The 21,585-nt window shown below is 59.8% G+C and carries 16 protein-coding genes and 4 pseudogenes; 9 read left to right on the forward strand and 11 right to left on the reverse strand.

The genetic code is table 11. The features are described 5' to 3' along the window. Positions 1-928, forward strand: a pseudogene (gene groEL, locus J2R78_RS41290) (chaperonin GroEL); the annotation flags it as partial. An 866-nt stretch (positions 929-1,794) separates the two neighbouring features. Next, positions 1,795-1,977, forward strand: a complete 183-nt coding sequence (locus tag J2R78_RS41295; RefSeq protein ID WP_253610379.1) for a hypothetical protein — start codon at positions 1,795-1,797, stop codon at positions 1,975-1,977. Positions 1,978-2,241: 264 nt separating this feature from the next. On the opposite strand, the gene J2R78_RS41300 is transcribed toward J2R78_RS41295, so the two are convergent. From J2R78_RS41300 to J2R78_RS41310, 3 genes are all read right to left on the reverse strand, one after another. Beyond that, positions 2,242-2,421, reverse strand: coding sequence for a hypothetical protein (locus J2R78_RS41300; protein WP_253610378.1), 180 nt, complete (start codon positions 2,419-2,421; stop codon positions 2,242-2,244). 1,106 nt (positions 2,422-3,527) lie between these two features. After that, complete coding sequence (locus tag J2R78_RS41305; RefSeq protein ID WP_253610377.1) at positions 3,528-4,199, reverse strand: hypothetical protein; 672 nt, start codon at positions 4,197-4,199, stop codon at positions 3,528-3,530. A gap of 3 nt (positions 4,200-4,202) precedes the next feature. Continuing rightward, positions 4,203-4,799 (reverse strand): NYN domain-containing protein, encoded by a 597-nt coding sequence (locus J2R78_RS41310; RefSeq protein WP_253610376.1) that lies wholly within the window; start codon positions 4,797-4,799, stop codon positions 4,203-4,205. A gap of 644 nt (positions 4,800-5,443) precedes the next feature. Between J2R78_RS41310 and J2R78_RS41315 the strand changes: the two genes are divergently transcribed. The 4 genes from J2R78_RS41315 (at position 5,444) to J2R78_RS41330 (ending at position 11,795) form a co-directional block, all read left to right on the forward strand. Further along, a complete protein-coding gene (locus J2R78_RS41315; RefSeq protein WP_253610375.1) occupies positions 5,444-6,265 on the forward strand; it encodes a Crp/Fnr family transcriptional regulator in 822 nt (273 codons plus the stop codon). An 867-nt stretch (positions 6,266-7,132) separates the two neighbouring features. Continuing rightward, positions 7,133-9,127 (forward strand): methyl-accepting chemotaxis protein, encoded by a 1,995-nt coding sequence (locus J2R78_RS41320; RefSeq protein WP_253610374.1) that lies wholly within the window; start codon positions 7,133-7,135, stop codon positions 9,125-9,127. A gap of 311 nt (positions 9,128-9,438) precedes the next feature. Beyond that, positions 9,439-10,239, forward strand: coding sequence for an ATP-binding cassette domain-containing protein (locus J2R78_RS41325; protein ID WP_253610373.1), 801 nt, complete (start codon positions 9,439-9,441; stop codon positions 10,237-10,239). After that, positions 10,236-11,795 (forward strand): ABC transporter permease/substrate-binding protein, encoded by a 1,560-nt coding sequence (locus J2R78_RS41330; RefSeq protein WP_253610372.1) that lies wholly within the window; start codon positions 10,236-10,238, stop codon positions 11,793-11,795. Before J2R78_RS41325 ends, J2R78_RS41330 begins: the two co-directional genes overlap by 4 nt. A 1,131-nt stretch (positions 11,796-12,926) precedes the next feature. Here J2R78_RS41330 and J2R78_RS41335 read toward each other — a convergent pair. Next, positions 12,927-13,502 (reverse strand): annotated as a pseudogene (locus tag J2R78_RS41335) (transposase); the annotation flags it as partial. 165 nt (positions 13,503-13,667) lie between these two features. Here J2R78_RS41335 and J2R78_RS44915 point away from each other — a divergent pair. Next, positions 13,668-13,775: pseudogene (locus J2R78_RS44915) on the forward strand (ATP-binding protein); the annotation flags it as partial. A 6-nt stretch (positions 13,776-13,781) separates the two neighbouring features. On the opposite strand, the gene J2R78_RS41345 reads toward J2R78_RS44915, so the two are convergent. Genes J2R78_RS41345 through J2R78_RS41355 form a run of 3 tightly spaced genes read right to left on the reverse strand, consistent with a single transcriptional unit; the run spans position 13,782 to position 15,879 of the window. Next, positions 13,782-14,054, reverse strand: coding sequence for a hypothetical protein (locus J2R78_RS41345; RefSeq protein WP_253610371.1), 273 nt, complete (start codon positions 14,052-14,054; stop codon positions 13,782-13,784). Positions 14,055-14,087: 33 nt separating this feature from the next. Next, the gene (locus tag J2R78_RS41350) at positions 14,088-14,957 is read right to left on the reverse strand and encodes a zinc ribbon domain-containing protein (protein ID WP_253610370.1); all 870 of its coding nucleotides are present in this window, start codon (positions 14,955-14,957) and stop codon (positions 14,088-14,090) included. Next, positions 14,929-15,879 carry a recombinase family protein gene (locus J2R78_RS41355; RefSeq protein ID WP_309145053.1) on the reverse strand — a complete coding sequence of 317 codons (951 nt, stop codon included), beginning with the start codon at positions 15,877-15,879 and terminating at the stop codon, positions 14,929-14,931. The genes J2R78_RS41350 and J2R78_RS41355 overlap by 29 nt, the downstream gene beginning before the upstream one ends. A gap of 511 nt (positions 15,880-16,390) precedes the next feature. On the opposite strand from J2R78_RS41355, the gene J2R78_RS41360 reads away from it, so the two are divergent. Both J2R78_RS41360 and J2R78_RS41365 read left to right on the forward strand, forming a co-directional pair. Next, the gene (locus J2R78_RS41360; RefSeq protein ID WP_375167148.1) at positions 16,391-16,540 is read left to right on the forward strand and encodes an ATP-binding protein; all 150 of its coding nucleotides are present in this window, start codon (positions 16,391-16,393) and stop codon (positions 16,538-16,540) included. A gap of 128 nt (positions 16,541-16,668) precedes the next feature. Further along, positions 16,669-16,785 (forward strand): annotated as a pseudogene (locus J2R78_RS41365) (ATP-binding protein); the annotation flags it as partial. Positions 16,786-17,318: 533 nt separating this feature from the next. Here the strand turns inward: J2R78_RS41365 and J2R78_RS41375 are convergent. From J2R78_RS41375 to J2R78_RS41390, 4 genes are all read right to left on the reverse strand, one after another. After that, positions 17,319-18,728: an O-antigen ligase gene (locus J2R78_RS41375; protein ID WP_253610369.1), complete on the reverse strand. Its 1,410-nt coding sequence runs from the start codon at positions 18,726-18,728 to the stop codon at positions 17,319-17,321. Positions 18,729-19,203: 475 nt separating this feature from the next. After that, positions 19,204-20,007, reverse strand: coding sequence for a hypothetical protein (locus J2R78_RS41380; protein WP_253636046.1), 804 nt, complete (start codon positions 20,005-20,007; stop codon positions 19,204-19,206). Continuing rightward, entirely contained in the window at positions 19,946-20,770 is an 825-nt protein-coding gene (locus tag J2R78_RS41385) for a hypothetical protein (protein ID WP_253610367.1), read from the reverse strand. Before J2R78_RS41385 ends, J2R78_RS41380 begins: the two co-directional genes overlap by 62 nt. Continuing rightward, on the reverse strand, positions 20,739-21,584 hold the full coding sequence (locus J2R78_RS41390; RefSeq protein WP_253610366.1) for an MBOAT family O-acyltransferase: 846 nt from the start codon (positions 21,582-21,584) through the stop codon (positions 20,739-20,741). Before J2R78_RS41390 ends, J2R78_RS41385 begins: the two co-directional genes overlap by 32 nt. Position 21,585 lies beyond the last annotated feature (1 nt).

Raw genomic sequence — 21,585 nt, forward strand, 5'->3', positions numbered from 1 at the left:
CGTGGTGCAGCGGCAAGCCGCTGGTGATCGTGCTGAGACGTCGAAGGCGAAGCGCTCGCCACCCTCGTCGTCAACCGCCTGCGCGGCGGCCTGAAGGTCGCGGCCGTCAAGGCTCCGGGCTTCGGCGATCGCCGCAAGGCCATGCTGCAGGACATCGCGATCCTGACCGGCGGCCAGGCATCTCGGAAGACCTCGGCATCAAGCTCGAGAACGTCACGCTCAACATGCTCGGTCGCGCCAAGAAGGTGATGATCGACAAGGAGAACACCACGATCGTCAACGGCGCCGGCAAGAAGGCCGACATCGAGGCGCGCGTTGCCCAGATCAAGGCGCAGATCGAGGAGACCACCTCGGACTACGACCGTGAGAAGCTGCAGGAGCGTCTCGCCAAGCTCGCGGGCGGCGTCGCGGTGATCCGCGTCGGCGGCGCGACCGAGGTCGAGGTGAAGGACGCAAGGATCGCGTGGATGACGCGATGCATGCGACCCGTGCGGCTGTCGAGGAAGGCATCCTGCCGGGCGGCGGCGTCGCCTTGCTCCGAGCCACCGAAGCGCTCAAAGGCCTGCGCACCAAAAACGACGACCAGAAGACCGGCGTCGAGATCGTGCGCAAGGCGCTGTCCTGGCCGGCTCGGCAGATCGCGATCAACGCCGGTGAAGACGGCTCGGTCGTGGTTGGCAAAGTCCTGGAGAAGGATCAGTACTCTTACGGCTTCGATGCGCAGACGGGCGAGTACAGCAACCTGGTCTCCAAGGGCATCATCGACCCCACAAAGGTCGTGCGAGCCGCAGTCCAGAACGCGTCCTCCGTGGCAGCTCTTTTGATCACCACCGAGGCCATGGTCGCCGAGTTGCCGAAGAAGCCGGCTGCCGGGCCTGCAATGCCTCCGGGCGGTGGCATGGGCGGCATGGGTGGAATGGACTTCTGATTGATCCAGCCTCTCTAAAAGACATGCAGAACCTCAGCCGTCGTGCTGAGGTTCTTGCACTCGCTGGTGTTGACAAGGTGTCTTTGGCTATTGGCCCGCTTTTGCCTGTCGATCGGTAGCGAGCTGTGAGCCGGTGTCAAAATATGTTTCGGGTGCCCCCATTAGAACCGCGCCGACTGGGCCGGTCCCGCATGTGCTGTTGCGGCTGTCACATTGGACCGTACTCTAGATCAGGCCCCGCATGGCTTCGGCCCCGTGCATGCAACCCACGTGCGGCGGGGTTGGTCGATCTCTCCCTTCGACACCGCGAAAGGCCCCGACGCCGGGGCTGATTGCGTCGAGTGCCAGACTGGCCTGACCGAACAATGTTGTTCCCCGCAACGGCAGATCCTCGTCGCTAGCAAGCGGCCGAACCCGGGCCCGCGGTTCGCCATTATTAGGAAGCGTGGCGGCCACACTCACATCCTTCGATCCACCCGCACAGCCGCTCCCGATATCCGCCGGTCTGTTCCGTGCATCACCCAGTTCCATGGTAAGGTCCGTTGGCGCCCCGCAAGGTCGAGGCCCGCTATAACCGAGGGTCACTTTCCTCATCAAGGGCCGCTTTCTTCGCCTTGATTGGGGTTTTCTTGAATAGTCCGCAGACAACGTCTGCGGTCCTCCAACGGCAACTGATCGCGCGAACGCTGCGCAGCCAGATCGAAACGGCGCCAGGGCTGGCGGATGGCATCGGCCAAACTAGAGATGCCTCGTTCAACATGTCAGCTGACCTCGGCGCGAGGCATTTCAATTTCTGAGAAATTTTCTAAAGTTACCCGCAACCATCGATTTCGTTGCGCGTCATTATTCTGTCTGCGGAGCGTGTCATGGACGACAACGAGGAACTGCGAAGCCTTCAAGACTGCATCATGCGTTACCGCCTGATGCAGCGCGATGTGACCGATCCGCTCGCCCTCGGCCTACTGCACGATATCGTTGCAGAATTAGAGGCGGCTCTGCCGCAACGAGTGCCCGGTTGCGCCGCCGTGTTCTCCAGCCGTGAGCGCTGAGGCGGACGAGCGTGATGATCATCGGCACCGACACGCAGCGCGTACCATCAGGGGGATCGCATGCCCGGTGCGAACGTCCTCCCGCCAAGCCGCCCCGCAAGAGCCCAGCCTCGAAGTTCATGGGTGAATTCTGCGATAACTCGACTCTACAGTGGCCGAGTTGCTTCCGAATCATCGCGGTGACTTCGACCATCTTCCGAACGAAGGACTATGGCACCACCATACCGCAGCTGCCGTACGGGTTCGTTTGTAGTGCCTTGACGTTCAAAATTGCAGCGCAATGCCCTGGAGCCGGCAGTGATCGTCGCCTTGCGGGGCGCCATGCAAGCAGAAGCGCCGGTCCGCAACAAAAGCAAGAAGCATGACGAACGCCAGCGAATACTTCGATGTCGTGACGTCGCCAACGGCATTGAGTTCAGTGTCGTCAGTGAGGATCAACGACAATGAGCGAAGAGCTTTCCGACGATCGTCACCGGAAAGGATGGCTATTTTCCCTCGTCCATCCGAGTTGAGTTGCGAGGTCGCGGCGAATCGCGGGCCGCACAGTGCATACCCTTGGTGAGCGCTCTACGGCCGATCTTTGCGAGCGTCTCCATTCTTCGGCAATTGTCCCCCAGCGTGCAGCGCGGTCGAGTTGTGTAGGAGCTAGCTAGAACTGTATCGGGCTGATACGTCGGACGCGTCGCCACTTCTCCATAACTGCGTGATGGTACCGTATGGCCAGTTTTGTTGCAGGCATGTGATATGCTTTGGTTTGTAGGCATCTTGTATGCGCGATACCTTTATGGAATATTCGTACGCGACGATTGTGCCACTAACGTGACTCCACCCCACACTCGAAGTTTTGCCCCTTCCGGACGCTGCGGTTCTCCCGCTAATCTCGCTATTGAGAAGCAAGCCTAAGCTAGTCGCCGATCTGTGCCCGAAACCAACGGCCGCTGACTGAAGAAGAAGGGACATAATCTCGATGTTTATTGAATGAGCACGCTAGGCGCAGGTTGCGCGTCAGGTCACCGGGTGGGCCACGATGGCGCACTCGCGTTTCGCCTCGATGAGATGGCTCCGACTTAGTCCGCTACCGAAGCGCGCTTGAACAAGAATCGGCCTGGTGAAATCCGCTGGCAGGCGGCGCTGGATCGCTGGATCTAATCGTCAGAGCGAACGAAATTGAGTAAAATAACAGGCTTGCGGGCAGATAATGTCGGAGATAGACGCATCATCATCGGGGCATTGGCAGGAGCGGGACATGGCCATCCATTTCTACCGAGCCCTCTACCGCTTCCGCATGCGCTTGTATGTATAGACGTTGTTTCGTCGCAGCGGGCGCGAGAGGCAAGAAACGATCTGGCTGACGTGTAGCCTGATGCGGCTCGGGAATGAACTGCGGCAATCTGAGCACTGGTCCTGCGCTGCGGGTCGGCTAGGTCGGCACGAAGATGAGGCGACCAAAGCGCTCGCCAACGTCAGCCTCCGCTGATCGTGGCAAGACAGGCGCGATCGGTATCGCGGAGTAGGGCGGTCGCGGAGATCGTACGCCGCCCGACATAAAATCAGCCAGCCGTGCCGGCAGCAAGTCCAGTCAAGGCGCTACATTCTGTGTCCGCGCCATGAAAGAAGACGCGCGTGCCGGGAGGCCAAATCCGATGTTTTCCGGTCGGGCTTGCTCCAATTTCCCAACCAGCGCCTCCCCATACGGCGTCAACCACACCAAGATCACCGACATCATCACGAATAAAGAATATGTTGGGAGCGGCGTTTGTCTGCAGCGCCCCGCCTTCACCATTGGCTTGGCGGCTTAAGAGGCGCCAGATATCCGCCAGTTTGCTCTCGCCCGGAATGCCTAGTTCTCCGATGATCTCATCGTCATTCGAGAGAGTCTTCAAGATACATGTTTGCAGACATCTATTAACCGCGGTTTCGACTTTGACTGCAAATCGGCGCACAAACGTCGCGCCAAGCCACGAAATCCTGACGGGGGCCGATGACGTGATGTCTTCCTTAAAGTGGTCTCGCGCGGCGAATGTTTCAACCTCTCCCGGCTCGCCAGCACTTCCCTTCAGGGAGCATTCGATTCTGACATTGGTAGCAACGGGGCCATTATCAGGCCTGTTCTCCTCCGCAGTCGCGCTGAAACCAAATATTGCCAGAACAGAGATGAGCGGAATAAGCGCCAAACGGCGCGTTATTAACGTCGCTGGCAACCGGCACAAAATTACTTCCATTGATTAGTCTGCGATCGCTTCTGCGCTGGCTGGCTCGCGACGCTTACCAGGAGTCAGCGGGAGGGCTAATCGTTCAGACGGATCGCGCCCCACCTTTAGCTTCAACTCCGCTAGGTCGATAAACTCATCTGCCTGCCGCCGAAGTTCGTCGGCGATCATCGCCGGCTGGATCGCGAAAGTGGAAACCACTGTGACGCGGACGCCACGACGTTGCACGGCCTCGACCAGGCGACGGAAGTCACCGTCGCCGGAGAACAGAATGATCTGGTCGACGCGCTCAGCGAGTTCCATGGCATCGACGGCGAGCTCGATGTCGATATTACCTTTGACTTTTCGGCGGCCACAGGCATCCACGAATTCCTTGGTCGCCTTAGTGACAACTGCATAGCCATTGTAGTCGAGCCAATCGAGGAGCGGCCGGACCGATGAATATTCCTGATCCTCAATAATCGGCGTGTAATAGAACGCTCGTAGCAGGGTGCCACGGCGCTGAAACTCCCCGAGCAGGCGCTTGTAGTCGAGCTCAAAACCGAGCGTCCTGGCAGTTGCGTGGAGATTGGGGCCGTCGATAAAGAGCGCAATCTTGTGGTCGGGTGACATGCTTGAATTCACGCTTGGGCGGGTGCTACTGGCAGTCTGCTGTGATCGGCGCGTCTATACCTTGGTTCCGCTGGTTGCGCTCCAACGAATACAGTACGCCGCGAACTAAGAATCTAATTTCTCGCCTTTGTGCCATCTGAGTTTCCCAACCCAGATGTCGGGGTTGGGCAATACTGATTGGATTACCTCGCGTGACGCCGGTTCGGCGCGCCTGACTCTTTGTACGAATCGTTCAAATCTGAGACCGGGATGACACACTCTGCTGAGCGCGAGATTGTCTGTACCTCGCGTACCGTTTTCGTCGAAGCATTGTTCGACGAACAGGCCTTACATGTACCATCGCAGTCGCGTGACGGACTCTCTGCGCGGGCATCGGCAATGACAAACGAGCGCTGTGCGCTGGAGCGTTGTAAGCAAGAGAATGCGCGCCTCAGAGAGCTGGTTGTGCAGCTCTCTGAAATTGTCTTCCGCGACGTTGTAAACCGCGCCGAAGGAGCCCCTCAGAACGGTCACCAGCCTGCAGCATCGAGGCTTACGCTTTCAGGACAGATGGCGGGCGCCGTTCCAGTCTCCTTGGAAACTCCGCACGTATCTTCGTCGGGAACTAAGCAGGGCACAAATAATCGCACTCGAGGAGAGGGACAATGACCGACCGCGTGCCCACCGCACCCGAAGCGCTTGACTGCTCAAAAGATGCAGCTCCCGCACAGCAGATGTTTCAACAGCCTTTTGCGGTGCGCCCTAAGACGCGGTCTTTTATGAAGAACGCGATCCTGGCGGGTCTTTCTCCGCAGGACCTCGCGGCAATAGGGAAGTTCCTTGAGCCGATTGTGCTGAAAAAGCGTATGGCTCTGCAAGAGCCGAATAAGCGTGTCGAGCACGTCTATTTCATAGAATCAGGCCTTGTCTCGCTGAGGCTTGTCGCTGAGGGAAGCATCCTTGAAACAGCGGTGATAGGACATCAGGGCGCGGTCGGCGCTTTGCTGTTGGCGGGAGGGCATCTTTCAACGCATCAAGCTGTTGTGCTCTTTCCCGGAAGCGCGCACAGGATCCGTGTCGAGGAGTTGCGCCGGGTGATGAACGAGCGCCCAGAGATCCGAGAGCATCTCTTTGCATACGTTCAAGCGCTACACTTGCATTGCGCTATGACAGGATTGTGTGGAGTTCGGCGCGATCGCGATCAGCGGCTCGCCAGTTGGCTGTGCCTGGCGAGTGATGCCGCTGACGCTCGCGTGCTGCCCGTTACGCATGATTACCTTTCCTCGGTCCTAGGATTGCGCCGCGCCGGGGTAACCGAGACGCTCATCCAATTCGAAGAACAAGGGCTCATTCGCAAGATGCGTGGCGTCTTGCAGATCGATGAACGCAAGGGCCTCGAGCAAAAGGCATGTTGTTGTTACAGGCTTGTCTCACGCGCCTATGCCTCGGCTCAGTCCGCAGTCCCAGCAAAAGATTCGACGAGTTAGACAAAAATTGCTCAACTATTAGCCGACCTCCGAGATCGCCCATAGGTCGGTTCTTCGGCGGAGCAGTCCGTTCCGTAAGCCGCGCATCCTGCGCAAGACCCTCGCCACCTATTTGCTCCAGATCGTCATGCTCGGCGGCTACTCGCCTACCCGCACCTGCGTAGGGCACTACCGACCCCACACGGTCCACGCTGTTTCATCAGGGCAACGCACAACTTGTTAGGATGAACGTCTGTCTGATCGAGGGTCTGCTGACGCCAATCGGTATGTACGCAACGTACAGAGCGCGCCATGGGTCCCTGCAATCGTAACGCCTTCTCTTCCATATTCATTGGCGCTGTCTAAATCAAACCACTCCTTTCATCAAATAGAACGAGTAGATTTCATCTAGATTTTACAGCTTGCACCCTAATAGGACCTCGCTGCCCTGTGCTGCCCTCGGGGTAGCCTTTGACTGCGACGGCCCTGTCGTACTCCCCGCACGACAGGGCCGTTTGCCTGAGTGCTCGCGGCGCCTGCATGACCTTTAGCGTTGGCCGGAAGCTTGAGAGCCAATAATTTCTCAAAACCTACGCCGGCCGCGGTAAGAAGCGCCCGAAGCAGATGTTTAAGCGGCTCGGCACGACGCCGATGTTCCGGATCGCCGGGCACTTCGATCATCGGTGCCGGCAGTTGATGGGGGATGTTAGTGTCCTGCCGTACGTAACGTATGGTTCGAGTTCAAGATTTCGAAATCAATCTGGATTAGTTGGCGGTCGTCTCCGACGAAGCAGGTCAGCTCTCGTTGAGCGCAATATGGCAATCGCCCATCGGTCCCCGTGCTAATCAGCAGCCGTGCCATGGGGATACAATCATTCAAGGGGAATCATGAGTGACATCACGATCGAGATCGGAGGCCGACCAAGGGTTCACCGGAGCTTTCGCATTGGATTGCGCGGTCAAATAGCGCTGCTCGGACTTTCCGGGGTCCTTGTCACAGGTGCAATCTGCGTCGCCGCTATTAATTACGCGAGCCGGGTCCAGAGCGCTTCGAACGATAGCAAGGGATTCAAAGCCCATGTCACGTCATTGGCGCAAAGCGTCCTAGAGTCGCGACAAATCGCAATCAACTTCCTGCGCAAACCAAGCGAGATGTTGATCAAGACGCATACCGAGAGTTATGAGCGGCAGCTCGCAGACCTAAGTCGCGTCGAAGCATTTGTGACGGGTTTGCCCGAGGATGATCCGCTGAAGCAAGGGAGCGTGTTGCGGCCGGCAGTCAATCTCTATGCAACGCGCTTTCAGAACGTGGTCTCGGCCCAGCGCAACCTTGGCTTTAATGAAGACGACGGATTTCAGGGCAAGCTGCGCAATGCCGTGCACGTGGTCGAACAGCGGCTGTCAGAGCTGAACCAACCACGCCTCATGATCTTGATGCTGATGATGCGCCGGCATGAGAAAGATTTCATCTTGCGCGGCGAAGACAAATATGGCGATCAACTGGCGGATCGGGAGGTGGAATTCGAGACCTCGCTCGCTCAAGCGAACCTACCCGCTGATGTGAAATCCCAGATCCTCGAACTAATCCGGGCGTACAAGGCGACTTTTGTGTCGTTCATGGTGACACAACAGGCGTTGAGCGATCAGGTCGACGACCTCGGACAGATCTACGACCGCATTCGCCCGGCGCTCGTAAAGATCATGGCTGCCGCGGACGCTCATTCGCAGGCTGCCGCAATGCGAGCCGAAGAAATTCGGCGGAATCTTGTCTGGGTGATTGGGCTTGCAACGATGCTCGTTGGCCTGATCGCGTTACTGTTCGGCCGGCGCATTGCCCAGACAGTCGCTTCGATGACGGCGGCCATGCGTCAGCTCGGCGACGGTCGGTTCGACGTCGTTCTGCCGGGACTCGGCCGAAAAGACGAGCTTGGCGAGATGGCAGAAGCTGTCGAACTGTTCAAGTTGAAAGCTCGCGAGAAGGCGCAGGCCGAGCTCGATGCCAAGGCCGTACAGGATCGTACCGTCGCCGAGCTACGTCAGGCCGATATGGCTCGGCTCGCCAGCGAATTCGAAACCGCCGTAGGCAGGGTCATCGAGAGCGTTTCGTCCGCCTCCTCGCAACTTGAAGCCTCCGCACGCAGTCTGACCGGCACGGCCGATCACAGCCGGCAACTCTCCATTGCGGTCGCTTCGTCGTCGGAGGACGCATCCACCAACGTTAGGCGTGTCGCGGCCGCGGCGGGTGAACTGGCGAAAACCATCACCAACATCGGCCGACAAGTCCAAGAAGCGGCCAGTATAGCGGGCGACGCCGTTCTCAAGGCCGAACTCAGTGACCAGCGTATGGCCAGTCTGGCGGCCGCCGCGGAGCGGATCGGCAGCGTGGTCCAGTTGATCGCAACGATCGCACGGCAATCCAATTTGCTCGCTCTCAACGCGACGATTGAAGCCGCGCGCGCCGGCGACCGCGGCAGAGGGTTTGCGATTGTCGCTCAAGAGGTAAAATTGCTCGCAGCGCAAACCGCGGATGCGACCGTTGAGATCAGCCAGCAGATTAGCGGCATTCAGGCGGCGACGACTGAGTCGGTCGGCGCGATTACCGAAATTGGCGTCATCATCGGCCGCATCGCGGAGATTGCCCGGACTGTGGTCGACTCCATTGGAGAGCATGAGGCAACAAGCAAACGCATCGCGTTCAATGTACAGGAAGCGGCGGTCAGGACTACCCAGGTGGCGGCAAGTGCCGGTGAAGTCACCAGCCACGCGAAAGAAACCGGTGGGGCATCCTTGCAGGTGCTGACGTCTGCTGAACTGCTGTCTGAGGAAAGCTCTCGACTGAAGCACGAACTGGACAGCTTCCTAGTCAGGATTCAAGCGGCTTAGGTTGACGAGTCAAGTCGCTGTGTACCCGCCAAGCGAGCTCAAGAAGATCACTTCTAACCGATTGCTTCCGATTTTCGCGTGAAGTACGGCATGGACGAACGAGCCCCCCTCTGCAAGGAGCGGAACGGTACGTTTCGTACGGGAGCGCTGACACCACTGCCGTATTCATAGTTCCGACGCACCAGGCGCCGTGCCACGAGCGGCGGCGCGCCGCATAGACTTGCCAGTGTCCTTCGAATCCGATGTTCGCTAACGTGCCCACCGCAGAATAACTCGAATTTCGGATAATGGCACACTGGTCCAGTCCAACCATGGCACTCGCACCGCTGATCGCCTACGCTCATATCGGGAAGCGCTTTGCCGACGGTCATGACGGCGAACGCATCACAGCCGTCGACGATGTCTCGCTCGATATTGCCGCGGGCGAATTCCTGGCGATCGTCGGCGCCTCTGGCTCCGGCAAATCCACCTTGCTGCGGCTCGCCAACCGCCTGCTCGACCCCGATAGTGGTCGCGTCACCGTGGAGGGCGAGGACGTGCGCGACGTCGATCCGGTGCGCTTGCGCCGGCGCATGGGCTACGTGTTCCAGAGCGGCGGGCTGTTTCCGCATATGCGCGTCGCCGACAACATAGCCGTCACGCCAAGACTGCTCGGCTGGCCCACCACCGAGATCGCCGCGCGGGTCGATGAGCTGCTCGACCTGGTGCGGCTCGATCGCTCCCTCCATCGCGACCGCTACCCGCATGAACTGTCGGGCGGGCAGCAGCAGCGTGTAGGCGTGGCGCGGGCGCTTGCCGCCCGCCCCCACATCATGCTGATGGATGAACCCTTCGGCGCCCTCGATCCGCTGACCCGCGATACCCTCGGCGAGGAGTACCGCGCCCTGCATCGCAGGCTCGTCTTGACTACAGTAATGGTCACCCACGACATGACAGAGGCCTTGCTGCTTGCCGATCGCATCGCGGTAATGCGGACCGGACGGGTTGTGGCGCAAGGCCAGCCGGCTGAGCTCGCAAACAACAACGACCCCTATGTGGCGGAGCTGTTGAGCACGCCCAGACGGCAGGCTGAGCGGCTGAACGCCCTGCTCCCGGGAGCAAGCGCACAATGAGTTTCCTGACCGACCCTCGCTGGCGTGACGCGGCGGCGCACTTGCCGGACTATCTTGGCAGCCATGTTCAGGTCAGCCTGGCAGCCCTGGCGCTCGGACTCGTGATCAGCCTGCCGCTGGCGATCCTCACGCGCAACCATGCCGTGATCCGCGGTATCCTGCTCGGCCTCGCCAGCGTCGTCCAGACCGTGCCGGGACTGGCGCTGCTCGCGCTGTTTTACCCGCTCCTGCTCGCCATTGCGTCGTTGACGCTTCGCTGGTTCGGCTTCGACTTTTCCGCGTTTGGATTCTTGCCCGCCATGCTGGCGCTGGCGCTCTATTCCATGCTGCCGGTGCTGCGCAACACCATCACAGGGCTGAACGGCGTCGATCCCACGTTGCTTGAGGCGGCGCAAGGGGTCGGTATGACGGGGCGGCAATCGCTGTTCACGGTGGAATTGCCGTTGGCGCTGCCGGTGATCATGGCCGGCATCCGCACCTCGGCGGTATGGGTGATCGGGACCGCGACATTATCGACCCCGATCGGACAGACCAGCCTCGGCAATTACATCTTCGCCGGATTACAGACCCAGAACTGGGTGCTCGTGCTGTTCGGCTGCGCCGCCTCGGCGCTGCTGGCGCTCGCGGTCGATCAACTATTAACGCTCATCGAGCGCGGATTGCGCGAGCGCAAACGCCTCCGCACCATGCTCGGCGGCGTCGGCATCGCCGCACTGGTCGCGGCGACGCTGATCCCTTCGATGGCACGGACCCCATCGACCTACGTCGTCGGCGCCAAAACGTTTGCCGAGCAATATGTGCTCTCCGCGCTAATCGAGCAGCGGCTGCAAGCGGCGGGATTGCAGGCCTCGACGCGCGAGGCCCTCGGCTCCAGCGTGATTTTCCAGGCGCTCGCGGCCAACAACATCGACGTCTATGTGGATTATTCCGGCACGCTGTGGGTCAACCAGTTTCACCGCACCGAGATGCCGTCGCGTGAAGCATTGCTCGCCGAGCTGAAGAAAATCCTGGCAAAGCAGGACATCGCCCTGCTCGGCGCGCTCGGTTTCGAGAACGCCTACGCGCTGGTGATGCCGCGGCAGCGCGCCGAAGCACTCGGTATTCATTCGATCACCGACCTGGCTGCGCACGCGCCGACGCTGTCGATTGCGGGCGATTACGAGTTCTTCTCGCGCCCGGAATGGACTGCCCTGCACAAGGCCTACGGGCTCTCATTCCGTACGCAACGACAGATGCAGCCTGATTTCATGTATGCGGCCGTGGCGAGCGGCAACGTCGACGTCATCGCGGGTTATACCAGCGAGGGGCGGATCAAGGAATACGACCTGGTGACGCTGGCCGATCCCAAGCACGCGATCCCGCCTTATGATGCGGTCCTGCTGCTGGCACCGCGGCGGGCGCATGATGCGGCGTTGCAGGCGGCGCTGAAGCCGCTGCTTGGCCGGATCGACATCGCGACGATGCGCGAAGCTAATTTGCGTGCCAGCGGCAGCGATGCGAGCTCCTCGCCCGCCGCGGTGGCGCGTTGGCTGTGGCAGAGGATTGGCGGGCGGTAGGCGCAGGTCCAGCGTGCAAAACCGGTCAGGGCACAGCACCGTGGATACGGTGCAGTCGCTCTTTGCTCACCCGACCGGCTTACGCACTCATGCCCTGAGCTCCTGCCGCTGAAGCACCACTCGCCAGCAACGAAGAGCACGATAGTGCCGTCGGTCGGGCCGACGGTCCGCGGCCAGGCAATCATGAGGCTTTCGGACAGCGGCAGCGGCGCGCCCATCGAGAAACACCGCGCCAGGCGCGCGTATCGTCGCCACGGCCGCCGCCAGCATCGCCTCCTCGAACGGGCCGTTGGACGATATGGTGACAGGTATTGCGTCCACGAACCGTGTCCCGACGTCTCCAGCCACTATCGACAGAGCCGCAGGCGAATGCCCTGAGGGTGATCATTCCGACGTGCCATGATCGCCAAGCTTCCGAAGAAGCTATCCGCCGCTGTCCGTCTGGCTTTCATTGAGTAGAGCAGGATGTTCGTCGGATTTAATCGCTAATTGGCGCTCATTTGCATAAATCAAGCTTAAATTAAGTCTATACCGCCAATGTTGACGAAGCACTCCGAGTTTGGGGGATTTTCGTCAAGGAAATGCAACTAGAGGCGAACTCGTGCGCCGGTCTGATGCCGAGTAGTCTCGACCGCATTGTGTGCGGGTGTGGCTCTTTAGCCGAAGTCGTGACATCCCAGGTTAGTCGACCGGAGGCGAGGAATGCGCAGAAGCTCGCATAGTTCCCACCGTCATCCAGTAAGGTGCTGCGCGATTTGCGGCGGACGATTCGGGCTAATCCGTCATTACTGCTGGCAAACGGCTCTTTGCTCAAAGAAATGCGTCGACCGTTACAAGGCGCGTCGGGCGGCCTACCATAAATGGCTTCGCTGGTTGCACGCCGTTTAGAAGAGCCCGAGATAATGATCTGCTTTGTCGCAGGCGTCGCCTGCCCAGGATCTCTTCGCTCTGAGAGGCAGCGATGTTACGGCGATGTATTGCAGATCGTCGAAGGCATCGATGAAGCCGCTTGCCATATTCACCGAGGAATTCGTCCCATCCACTCATTTCTTACGGATCGGATAAAGGGGTTGCGTGCGAAAAGAACGAAGCGGTCAAAAGAAGTGAACTATAGCGTTTGGTCGTTACGTGCACCTCGCGCCGGCCATCGCTGTTGACGCCGACCGCGATGATCACCGCGACCGAGACAATGCGCCCATTCTGGCGCACCTTCACGTAGGTGGCGTCGATCCACAGACAGGGCCAGTCGCCCTCGATCGGGCGATTGAGGAAGGCCTTCACCTTGTCGTCGATCTCGCCGCACAGCCGCGACACCTGGCTCTTGGATATCCCCGTCATGCCCATCGCCTGTACCAGATCATCGACCGAGCGGGTGGAGACGCCCTGCACGTAGGCTTCCTGCACCACGGCGGTGAGCGCCTTCTCGGCCATCCGCCGCGGCTCGAGGAAGCACGGGAAGTAGGAGCCCTTGCGCAGTTTGAGGATACGCAGCTCGACCGTGCCGGCGCGGGTCTCCCAGCTCCGATCGCGGTAGCCGTTGCGCTGGACCTGGCGCTCCTGGCTCTTCTCGCCGTAACCGGCCCCGGTCAGGCCCTCGACCTCCAGCTCCATCAGCCGGCGGGCAGCAAAGCCGATCATCTCGCGCAACAGATCGGCATCTGGGGTCTTCTCTGCGAGCGCGCGCAGGTTCATCATGTCGTCGGTCATCGGTGGTTCCTCGAATCAGGTTGGCGTCGCAACCCAAACCTTACCGACGAATCATCGGTGACCACCCGCAAGGCCGCTCGCTCGCTACGGCGCCATGTGGGGCGCGCGTCGCGAGCGGCTTAGCTAATCAGCTACACCACTCCTTGGGACACGACCGACGCCAATGCGCGGCATCATCTGCTCGAAATCCTCGAAGACCGTTACGGCCGTCGATCGACACTCGTCACCAGCCAGCTTCCAATTGCCAAATGGCATGAGCTCATAACTGAACCGATGCCTTCATGATGCCTCCTTCTTCGACCGCTTAGTGCGTCGTACCCGATTGCGAAGCTGACTGATTTGTTCATCTGAGAGCTCGATCTGCCATGGCTGGCCTTTGGTTAACTGATGACCGGCCAGCAATCCGCGCGCGAGATAATCGAACACCGTTTGCGGGGTTACTCCAAGCTCAGCCGCAGCGCCCTGAATCGAGAAGCTACCGTCGGGCCAGCGCATCGGATTCTTGTCCGTGCCGTTGAGTTTGACGGTTGGAATGCCCCAGCGGGTACGCAACAGCCAGACGTTCTCGCCTTTGAAGGCGCAGCCTCAAGCCGCGACGAAGCCTTCCCGATTGAGTGTTGCGGCGATCTCGCCATCCATTTTGTGTTCGGCATTCAGCTCGGCGATCCGTTGCCGTAACCGATCAATGTCGATGTAATCGCGGTAGGTGTGAACGCGCCGCTGCACATGATGCTCGCTGGTTGCGCCGGTGTGCCAGATGATCTTGAGCCACACTTGACCTCGGGTCCGCTTCTGATCAAGAACGACTTCGCTGATGACAAATTGCAGAATGCGCTTGCGATCGGCCGCCGACGTGGTGGCCGCATTCCAAATCCGCGGCAGATTCTCGCCGAGCGCTTGTAGCCCCGCGCGTTCCGCCGAGCCGATCAGAAGCGGCTCTTGCGCGCGCCAGCGCGCATGCTCCTGCTCAACCGCCTCGACAACACGAAGCTTATCTTCCCAAACCCGCTCAAGCGAGCGCGCCACAAGACGGTTCTCGGGCTCGACGGCGTCATACTGACGCCGAGCGCGCTCGGCCTCGTAGCGAGCGCGCTCCACGCGAAGCGCCCACTGGCGCTCGAGCTGACGGCTCTCCTGCTCCAGTTGGCCCGCCGCCGCGAGTGCGATTGCAATCTGATCCGGCATCAGGGCGTCGAGGACCACCCTCTCGACCAGAGCATCAACCGCCAAGGCCCGGACTTCCTGGCACAGTGCACTGCCTTGCTGGTCCCGATCCGAGCGGCAGCAATACACCGGATAGTCGCCATTCGGCCCCGAGTAGCGCAAGCTCATGCGCCGTCCGCAACGGCCGCAGACCGCAATCCCTTGTAGCAGGGCCGCCCCTTTGCGCGGCACGCCAGCGTGCCCTGCCTCAAAGTGGGCGACGTTATCTGCCAGTCGGCGCTGGTTGGCCATGAACTCCTCCCAGCTGATATAACCCGTGTGAGCGGCGCGGAGGCAAACCGGCCAATCGGCGATCGCTACCTTGACCGTTCCCGTCAACGATCCAGGCTGGCATCGGCTCAGATCCTTTTGCCGGCGACCATAAACATACGCCCCAGCATAGGCTGGACAGGATACTAAGGACGCGTCCACTCTCTGACGCACGCCAGACGACCTCGTGTGGAGATGGCCCAAGTAGCGGTCGAACCGGCAAGGACAATCCGTTCCTGCCCAGGTAACGCATCACACGGCGAGCGCTTTGCAGTTCCCGGAATTTGGCAAATACAAGATGAAGACGGGCCTGCACCTCCTCGTCGGGATTGAGAACAATCGTACCCGCCCGATCGTAGGCGAGCCCGGCCGGCAGGGGCAGCCGCAGTTCGCCCCGTGCCGCCTTCTGACGCTCCCCTTGGTGAAGACGCATCCGAAGCTGATGCAACTCCGCCTCGCTCATGATACCGGACAATCCCAACAGCAGGCGGTCGTGGTAGGCTCGCGGATCGTAAAGCCGCTCACCATCCGCAATGAGGACGCCGAACACCGAGCACAGTTCGAGAAGCTGATGCCAGTCCCGGTTATTGCGGGCCAGGCGAGAAGCGTCGAGGCTCACCACAAGACCGGCGTTGCCAAGGCCGATCTCGGCAATGAGCTTCTGGAAACCATGACGATCCATGCCGCCAGCACCGGATTTGCCCAAGTCCTCGTCAATCACCTGGACGCGCTCGGGCGGCCAGCCCAGACCGATGGCACGATCGACAAGGCGGTACTGCAGCTCGGTGCTCTCCTGATGCTGGCGCACCTGGTGCACGGACGATTGCCGCACGTAGACATAGGCCAACTTGGCGCGGTGTGCGGTCGTAAGCCGCTCGTCAGCGATGTTCGATCTGATCAGCACGACCCAGTCCCCTTCCGGGCGTGCCGGGGATCGCTTGCATTCGCCGCATCAGCGCGGCGATGGTTTGAGCAATCTGCGTTTGTGTCGCGGTCGATAGATTCGGCCAGAGACGCGGAATGTCGGCTGTTGGACGGCCGGGTGGATTTGCCAACGTCGGCAGGGGTCGCTACGCAACGCGACCTGGAAGTGGTCGGTGGGTCATCGCGAATCACCTTCTCGTCGAGAAGGCTCAGACTCGCGCTCAAATGTTGCATCAATGGGATCAGCGTCCGTGCACTGATGCGCGGCAGATCGGCTGCGTTCGGGCGGGAAGTGATCGCCGTCTTGGCAAGATTCGTCGATGCGATCCGAACCGCTCGCCGCCGTCCGTCTGCCAGCGCGACGACGACGTAGGCGGAACCGCGCCCCGGCCGCTCCTTCAGGACGGCAAGCCGCTGTCCAAACAGAAAATGATGCGGGTCGGTAATCGTGACATGAGACACGACCCGGTCAAGAATAGGGGTACCCTGCCGTGTTCGGCGAGCCAACCATCGCAGATGCTATCCTCGACCGGATCATCCACAACTCCCACCGTATCGCCCTCGAAGGCGACAGCATGCGAAGGAAAAAAGCCGCGCGCCCCTTGACCGACGTCGAAAACAGCGAAACGAATATCAACTGACTTCAACAACCAGGCAACCAAAAGCCAGCGCCGCCACGCTGTCCGCGATTTAGCGAAACTGCTGTCCGTCAGTTAGCGAAACCGCTGTCCCGTTTTTGCGAAATACGCAAGAATAGGGGTACCCTGCCGTGTTCGGCGACCCAACCTACGCCGATGCCATACTCGATCGCCTGCTTCACAACGCTCACAGGCTCGCACTGAACGGTGACTCCATGCGTCGTCCGCTTCTTCTTCCGCGGCCTTGATTGCATCGTCGGCCCGATGAAGACCGAGACTGCAGCCCGCGAAGCTGACCGGCCGCTACGGCAAAGTTGGGGGTGCGCGTCCGGTCAGCTTCGCTCCGTCGAGCGACACCAGACGTGATCTCTTCGGCCAACGCTTGACCACGGGCTAACGATAGTGCCAATTGCCTTTAACGATCGGGGGCTTCACCTGCGCGCGATCAGATTGGAACGCTGCGCGGCATCAGATTGGAATAGCCGCGCGCGATCATCGGAATCCGCATACCTGAACGCGAGGCGTGAGTTTCTGGTGGTCACGCAGGGATCGCCATTACCGGTGAGCGGCGCGCTCAGGAAATGGCGAAAGCGAAAACGACGGGTTATAAAGGTGAGCGACGAGATCAGGTCGGCTCTTCAGAAGCAGGGCTACTACATCCGAAGGCTCAGCGATTTTCGGAAGCAATCACGCAAGGCCGCTCTCCCATTGGTCGCCAATGCCATTCGGGAGAGCAGTCTCAGGAAACCGGAAGGTCGCCCTTGCCGTCTGTAACGCTCTCTCATCGACCTTCAACGACGGACAATGCCGTAGGTGCTGCCTTGATGTCAGTTCTATCCGGACTCCCTTTGGGCTCTAGTTGACCGCCGATGATCGCGACGGCGATAACGTAGAGCCATCCCTGGTAGAAATCGAACAAATGCGAGTTGAGCAGCGAGCTTACGAAATTCTGCGCGACGGCCAGGAGGCCGATCCATGCAAGCAGGCTGCCCTTGCGCCGGCTGAACCCTTCTTTGAACAAGAGAAGATGAGCGCCCCACATGGCGTAGAGAACGATGCATCCGATGGCTCCCCACTGGATCGCTACCGCAAGCGTCTGATTGTGTGGATTGTCAACGATTTTCGCCCTTATGCCGGTTTGGCCGGCCGCTTCGTTTGCAAACAGCTCCTTCGTCGAACCGGTACCGTGACCAACAATCGGCGCCGAGCGAATGACCCCAATAGACTTGCGCCAGAACTCGAGGCGCTCCGCGCCACCGGTCTCCAATCCGCCGACAACCATGGTGTTGGTCTGATAGGCATCAACTTCTCCTAACAGACGCGCCATCTTGAACTGAAGATTGGGAGACACTCCCCACGCGCCGACGCCAAGCACACAAACTGTAGCCAAGACGGCGAGCGACGGCCATCCGCGTGCATAGCGGATGGTGACGAGCGCAAGCATGACCGGCAGGTAAATGAACGCGGTTCGGGCAATATTGACGAAGGCGAGGTTCGCGAAAAATGCGACGGCTATAGCGGCAAGCGCAATCGCCTGGCGTCGCCGTTGGTGGCGAAGGGCTTCGATTGCAAGTGCCACGCAAATGACCGCGATGAACGCGAAGCCCTGGGTCTGGTCCAAATAATTCTTCAGCGGAACCCCTGGTGACTTGGCCCCGATAAAGCTGGAGATGTCCGGAGAACAGAACACGACGAACGAGAGCAGAAGGAGGAGAAGATTCGATATCAGATAAGCCGCGAATATCAATCGTGCGCGAGACGTGTTCTGAAAATGCACGAAGAACGGCAAGAAGCAGACTAGCTTTGATGCTTTTCCGAACGCGTGCAACCGGTCAGTCCAGGGGACCCCATCAGCCCAAGCTGTACCGACGGCCGCTAGTCCGACGAGCAGGACAGGGAGCGCACAGGCCGGGCGCTTGAGCCCGTCGATGATCTCATCCGGCCGATAGGTGAAAACTATAAAGATAAGCGACAGGAGCACCAGACCGGTTGCTACGGTGGTCGACCATGGAAATGCGAGCGCCAGCGCGACGAAGCAAACGTCTGTTCTTCCGACACGGACATCCCTCGGACATCGCTCATTCGGCGCGCCCCACACCGATCGGACCAAGTTGGTCGGCTCAATCACGGCATTCGAGAAGGCACGCCTCCAACTCGAGAGGGAGAGTGCCTGCGCTCGCATTTTCTCCATTTCACGAGTTCCATTGGTTTTGTCATGCCAGGCGCGTTCCCACTATAGGGGCCTGGTTCCTGGCTCGGCTGAAGTATGGGAGGAGTCAAGCGCGAGTTCTGCGCGATCGAATTGCCCGATCGCGCCGCACAGCCTTGTGCACCGGCTAAGCGATTTTCAAGATGTGGCAATTCTCGCATGGCAGGCTTACGGGACAACTTCCGGCGCACCGTCAATGAAGAGGGCCACAACAAGCGACAGTAGCAGACCTGCTTGACTGAACGGCGGCGCAAACATGAATGGACTGCCGCGGCGGAACTCCCAAGGCTCACCATCCCATCAGAGAACGAGCTAAGTAGCAGCGCAGCGGATTCTTCGCTTGTCCCATTTGGGATAGTGTCGACGTTCTGCCCCTCCAAATGGTAGGTGACCTGCATCAGCAGGAGTTGCCCCCGGCGATCATGATAAATCGGGGAAAGCTCGCTTCACCGGGTCGTCAGTCATCCCGTCGGGCCGCCTCCCCTGTCAACGTAAGACCCTCGAAAAACAAGGTGAGCGACCGACGATCCGAGTCGCCCAGATCACGCGGGCGCATCAGAGGGCGATCGTCGCCTTTAAGGCGGATGGACCAGACTCGGTCGTCCAGGGCGGCCGCGGGGACATTTACCTCGTAGTCGCGACGTGACATATCGATCGCTATCTTACCCGCTTCGAGACCGTTGATGTAGACCGTGACGTTGCGCGGTTCGAAGGCCGAGATCAAGCGAACCCGGAGGGTTTGCGCCGGTTGCTTCGGGCGCACGCGCAACGCTACTTCGTTGGTCCGTGCCCAGCGACCACGCGGTTCTGGAGACCACCATCCAGCTGTGTAGTCGATCTTGGACGAACCTGTGCCGCCTGCGGCGAATTCCTCGAGATCCAAATGAACGATCGTTGGCTCCAGCGCCTCCGCGCGCGTGAGCTCGATTTGAACAATCTCTTTGCTCATCGTGTCGATCAGATTTTCAGGCGGCGCGCCGGCAACCGGCTTCAGTCCTGTGTCCCGAAGAAGGCCTATGAGCCGGCGCGTAATGATCGCACGACCGCGCTGGGTCACATGGTAGAACGAGTTGTCGGCCAGGCTCATCGGCATCCAAAAGTCGGCCGGATTTCCGATGACTTCGAGTCCTGCTTGGGATGCCAGATCACGAACCTGTTCGGCTCGCTGAGCCACGCGCGCTTCATCTGCGTAGCAATCGTCACCAACGACCGTTGGCCATGTGATTATGACTCTGACGCCGTTCTCTTTGGCTGCGCGCAACAGCTTGAATGCCTCCCGAACCCGCCCCGATCGCGTTTCCTTTCGGCTTCCGACTGTGGTCCTGAAGCATTCCGCCCTCAATGGCCTCTTTGGCCACGCCCTGGCTTACTCCGTTGGCCCAACCACCCGTACCGTCCGAATAGAGCATCGCCTCGACATGGCGGAGGGCCATCGCGTGCACTGCCTCGGAGGTCGGGCGCGGAGGTTCCCATGATCCGCGCTTCCTGATGTTGCGCCAAAAGGCGCGCGCGACGATCGGAAAGGGAGTCGTGAGAATCCTGCGCGCTCGCTCAGTTGGCGTCTGCGCCCAGAAATACTCGGTAGTCAGCTCAAGAGAAAGCCGTGCATAGCCCGCGTCCCCGTCGGGGTCGGAATAGCCCTGCCACTCGATGGGCATGATGACAACATCGCCGGGCTTGGCAAATTCAAGAATTCTCCTTGATCGATCGACCAGCGAATAGCCGGCATTGTCGGCCACATTAATGGCCCTGATGTTGAACGCTTTGCTGCGCTCTGCCGCATCAATACCGTGATGACCGTTCGAGCCGGAGTCGATGATGATACGCGGCCCCGGAGCGTGCTCAAGCAGTAGCCATTTGTAGGTGCTCGCGATGCTGTTCTCCGGAATGGTCAGCGTCACCAATCCGACATAAGTAACGCTGACAAGAGCAAAGCTGGCCAGACTGCTCGCAACAAGGGCGACCAGTCTCGTGGGCTTCGGCCGCTGAACGTCAGAAGTTGAAATAAAGAAAGGGCGATTCATGCATACTCGCCTTCGAAACGATTATGATAAGAACGAGTGAACCAAACGCCGCCCCCACCACGCGCGGATCGAGGTGCTCTGCCTGCAGTGCCTCGGTCAGTTGGCGAGCGTTCGGCGCGAACAGGGCGGTGGCGACTGCAAGGGCGAGTAGCGACAGAAATTCGAGATCGAAAAAACTCGGGCCTGTTGCGGTCTCTCCGCCGAAAAACATGGCTTTCAACATCGCCAGCGCGCCGCCAATCGTTGTGGCACGGAAGAATACCCAGCCGCTGATGGTAGCGGCAAACGTCAGGGTCCAGGCGACAGCACGCCAGGGCAGAGCCCGCGAGACGCCGAAGCGCTCCCGAAAGCCATGATTGATCAACAGCAAGGCACCGTGCCAAGCACCCCAGATAATGAAGGTCCATGCTGCGCCGTGCCAGAAGCCCCCGATTGCCATTGTCAGGAAGAGATTGAGATAGTGCCTACGCTTGCCACGCCGATTGCCGCCAAGCGGAATGTAGAGATAGTCTCTCAAAAATTGGGAAAGCGTCATGTGCCATCGGCGCCAGAAATCCACGATCGACAACGACTTGTAGGGAGAGTCGAAGTTCCAGGGAAACTTCAGGCTGAACATACGAGCAAGTCCGACTGCCATGTCGCTGTAGCCGGAGAAGTCAAAATACAGCTGGAATGTATAGGCCAGCGCGCCGAGCCACGCCGCCGTTGTGGTGAGGATTCCTCCGCCCTCCGCTGTGGCGAAGACCGCGTCGGCCACAGGGCCGAGATGGTCGGCAAAAATCGACTTCTTTGCCAAGCCGATCAGAAAAATCACT

It is taken from the genome of Bradyrhizobium sp. USDA 4538 (genome assembly GCF_024171045.1).
In the GTDB taxonomy this organism is placed as follows: domain Bacteria; phylum Pseudomonadota; class Alphaproteobacteria; order Rhizobiales; family Xanthobacteraceae; genus Bradyrhizobium; species Bradyrhizobium australafricanum.

Bases quoted from the DNA above. Each gene is read 5' to 3' on its own strand.
- J2R78_RS41295 (WP_253610379.1), top strand. From the start codon at position 1,795: ATGGACGACAACGAGGAACTGCGAAGCCTTCAAGACTGCATCATGCGT.
- J2R78_RS41305 (WP_253610377.1), bottom strand. From the start codon at position 4,199: ATGGAAGTAATTTTGTGCCGGTTGCCAGCGACGTTAATAACGCGCCGT.
- J2R78_RS41310 (WP_253610376.1), bottom strand. From the start codon at position 4,799: ATGTCACCCGACCACAAGATTGCGCTCTTTATCGACGGCCCCAATCTC.
- J2R78_RS41315 (WP_253610375.1), top strand. From the start codon at position 5,444: ATGACCGACCGCGTGCCCACCGCACCCGAAGCGCTTGACTGCTCAAAA.
- J2R78_RS41320 (WP_253610374.1), top strand. From the start codon at position 7,133: ATGAGTGACATCACGATCGAGATCGGAGGCCGACCAAGGGTTCACCGG.
- J2R78_RS41325 (WP_253610373.1), top strand. From the start codon at position 9,439: ATGGCACTCGCACCGCTGATCGCCTACGCTCATATCGGGAAGCGCTTT.
- J2R78_RS41330 (WP_253610372.1), top strand. From the start codon at position 10,236: ATGAGTTTCCTGACCGACCCTCGCTGGCGTGACGCGGCGGCGCACTTG.
- J2R78_RS41350 (WP_253610370.1), bottom strand. From the start codon at position 14,957: ATGGCCAACCAGCGCCGACTGGCAGATAACGTCGCCCACTTTGAGGCA.
- J2R78_RS41375 (WP_253610369.1), bottom strand. From the start codon at position 18,728: ATGGAGAAAATGCGAGCGCAGGCACTCTCCCTCTCGAGTTGGAGGCGT.
- J2R78_RS41385 (WP_253610367.1), bottom strand. From the start codon at position 20,770: ATGAATCGCCCTTTCTTTATTTCAACTTCTGACGTTCAGCGGCCGAAG.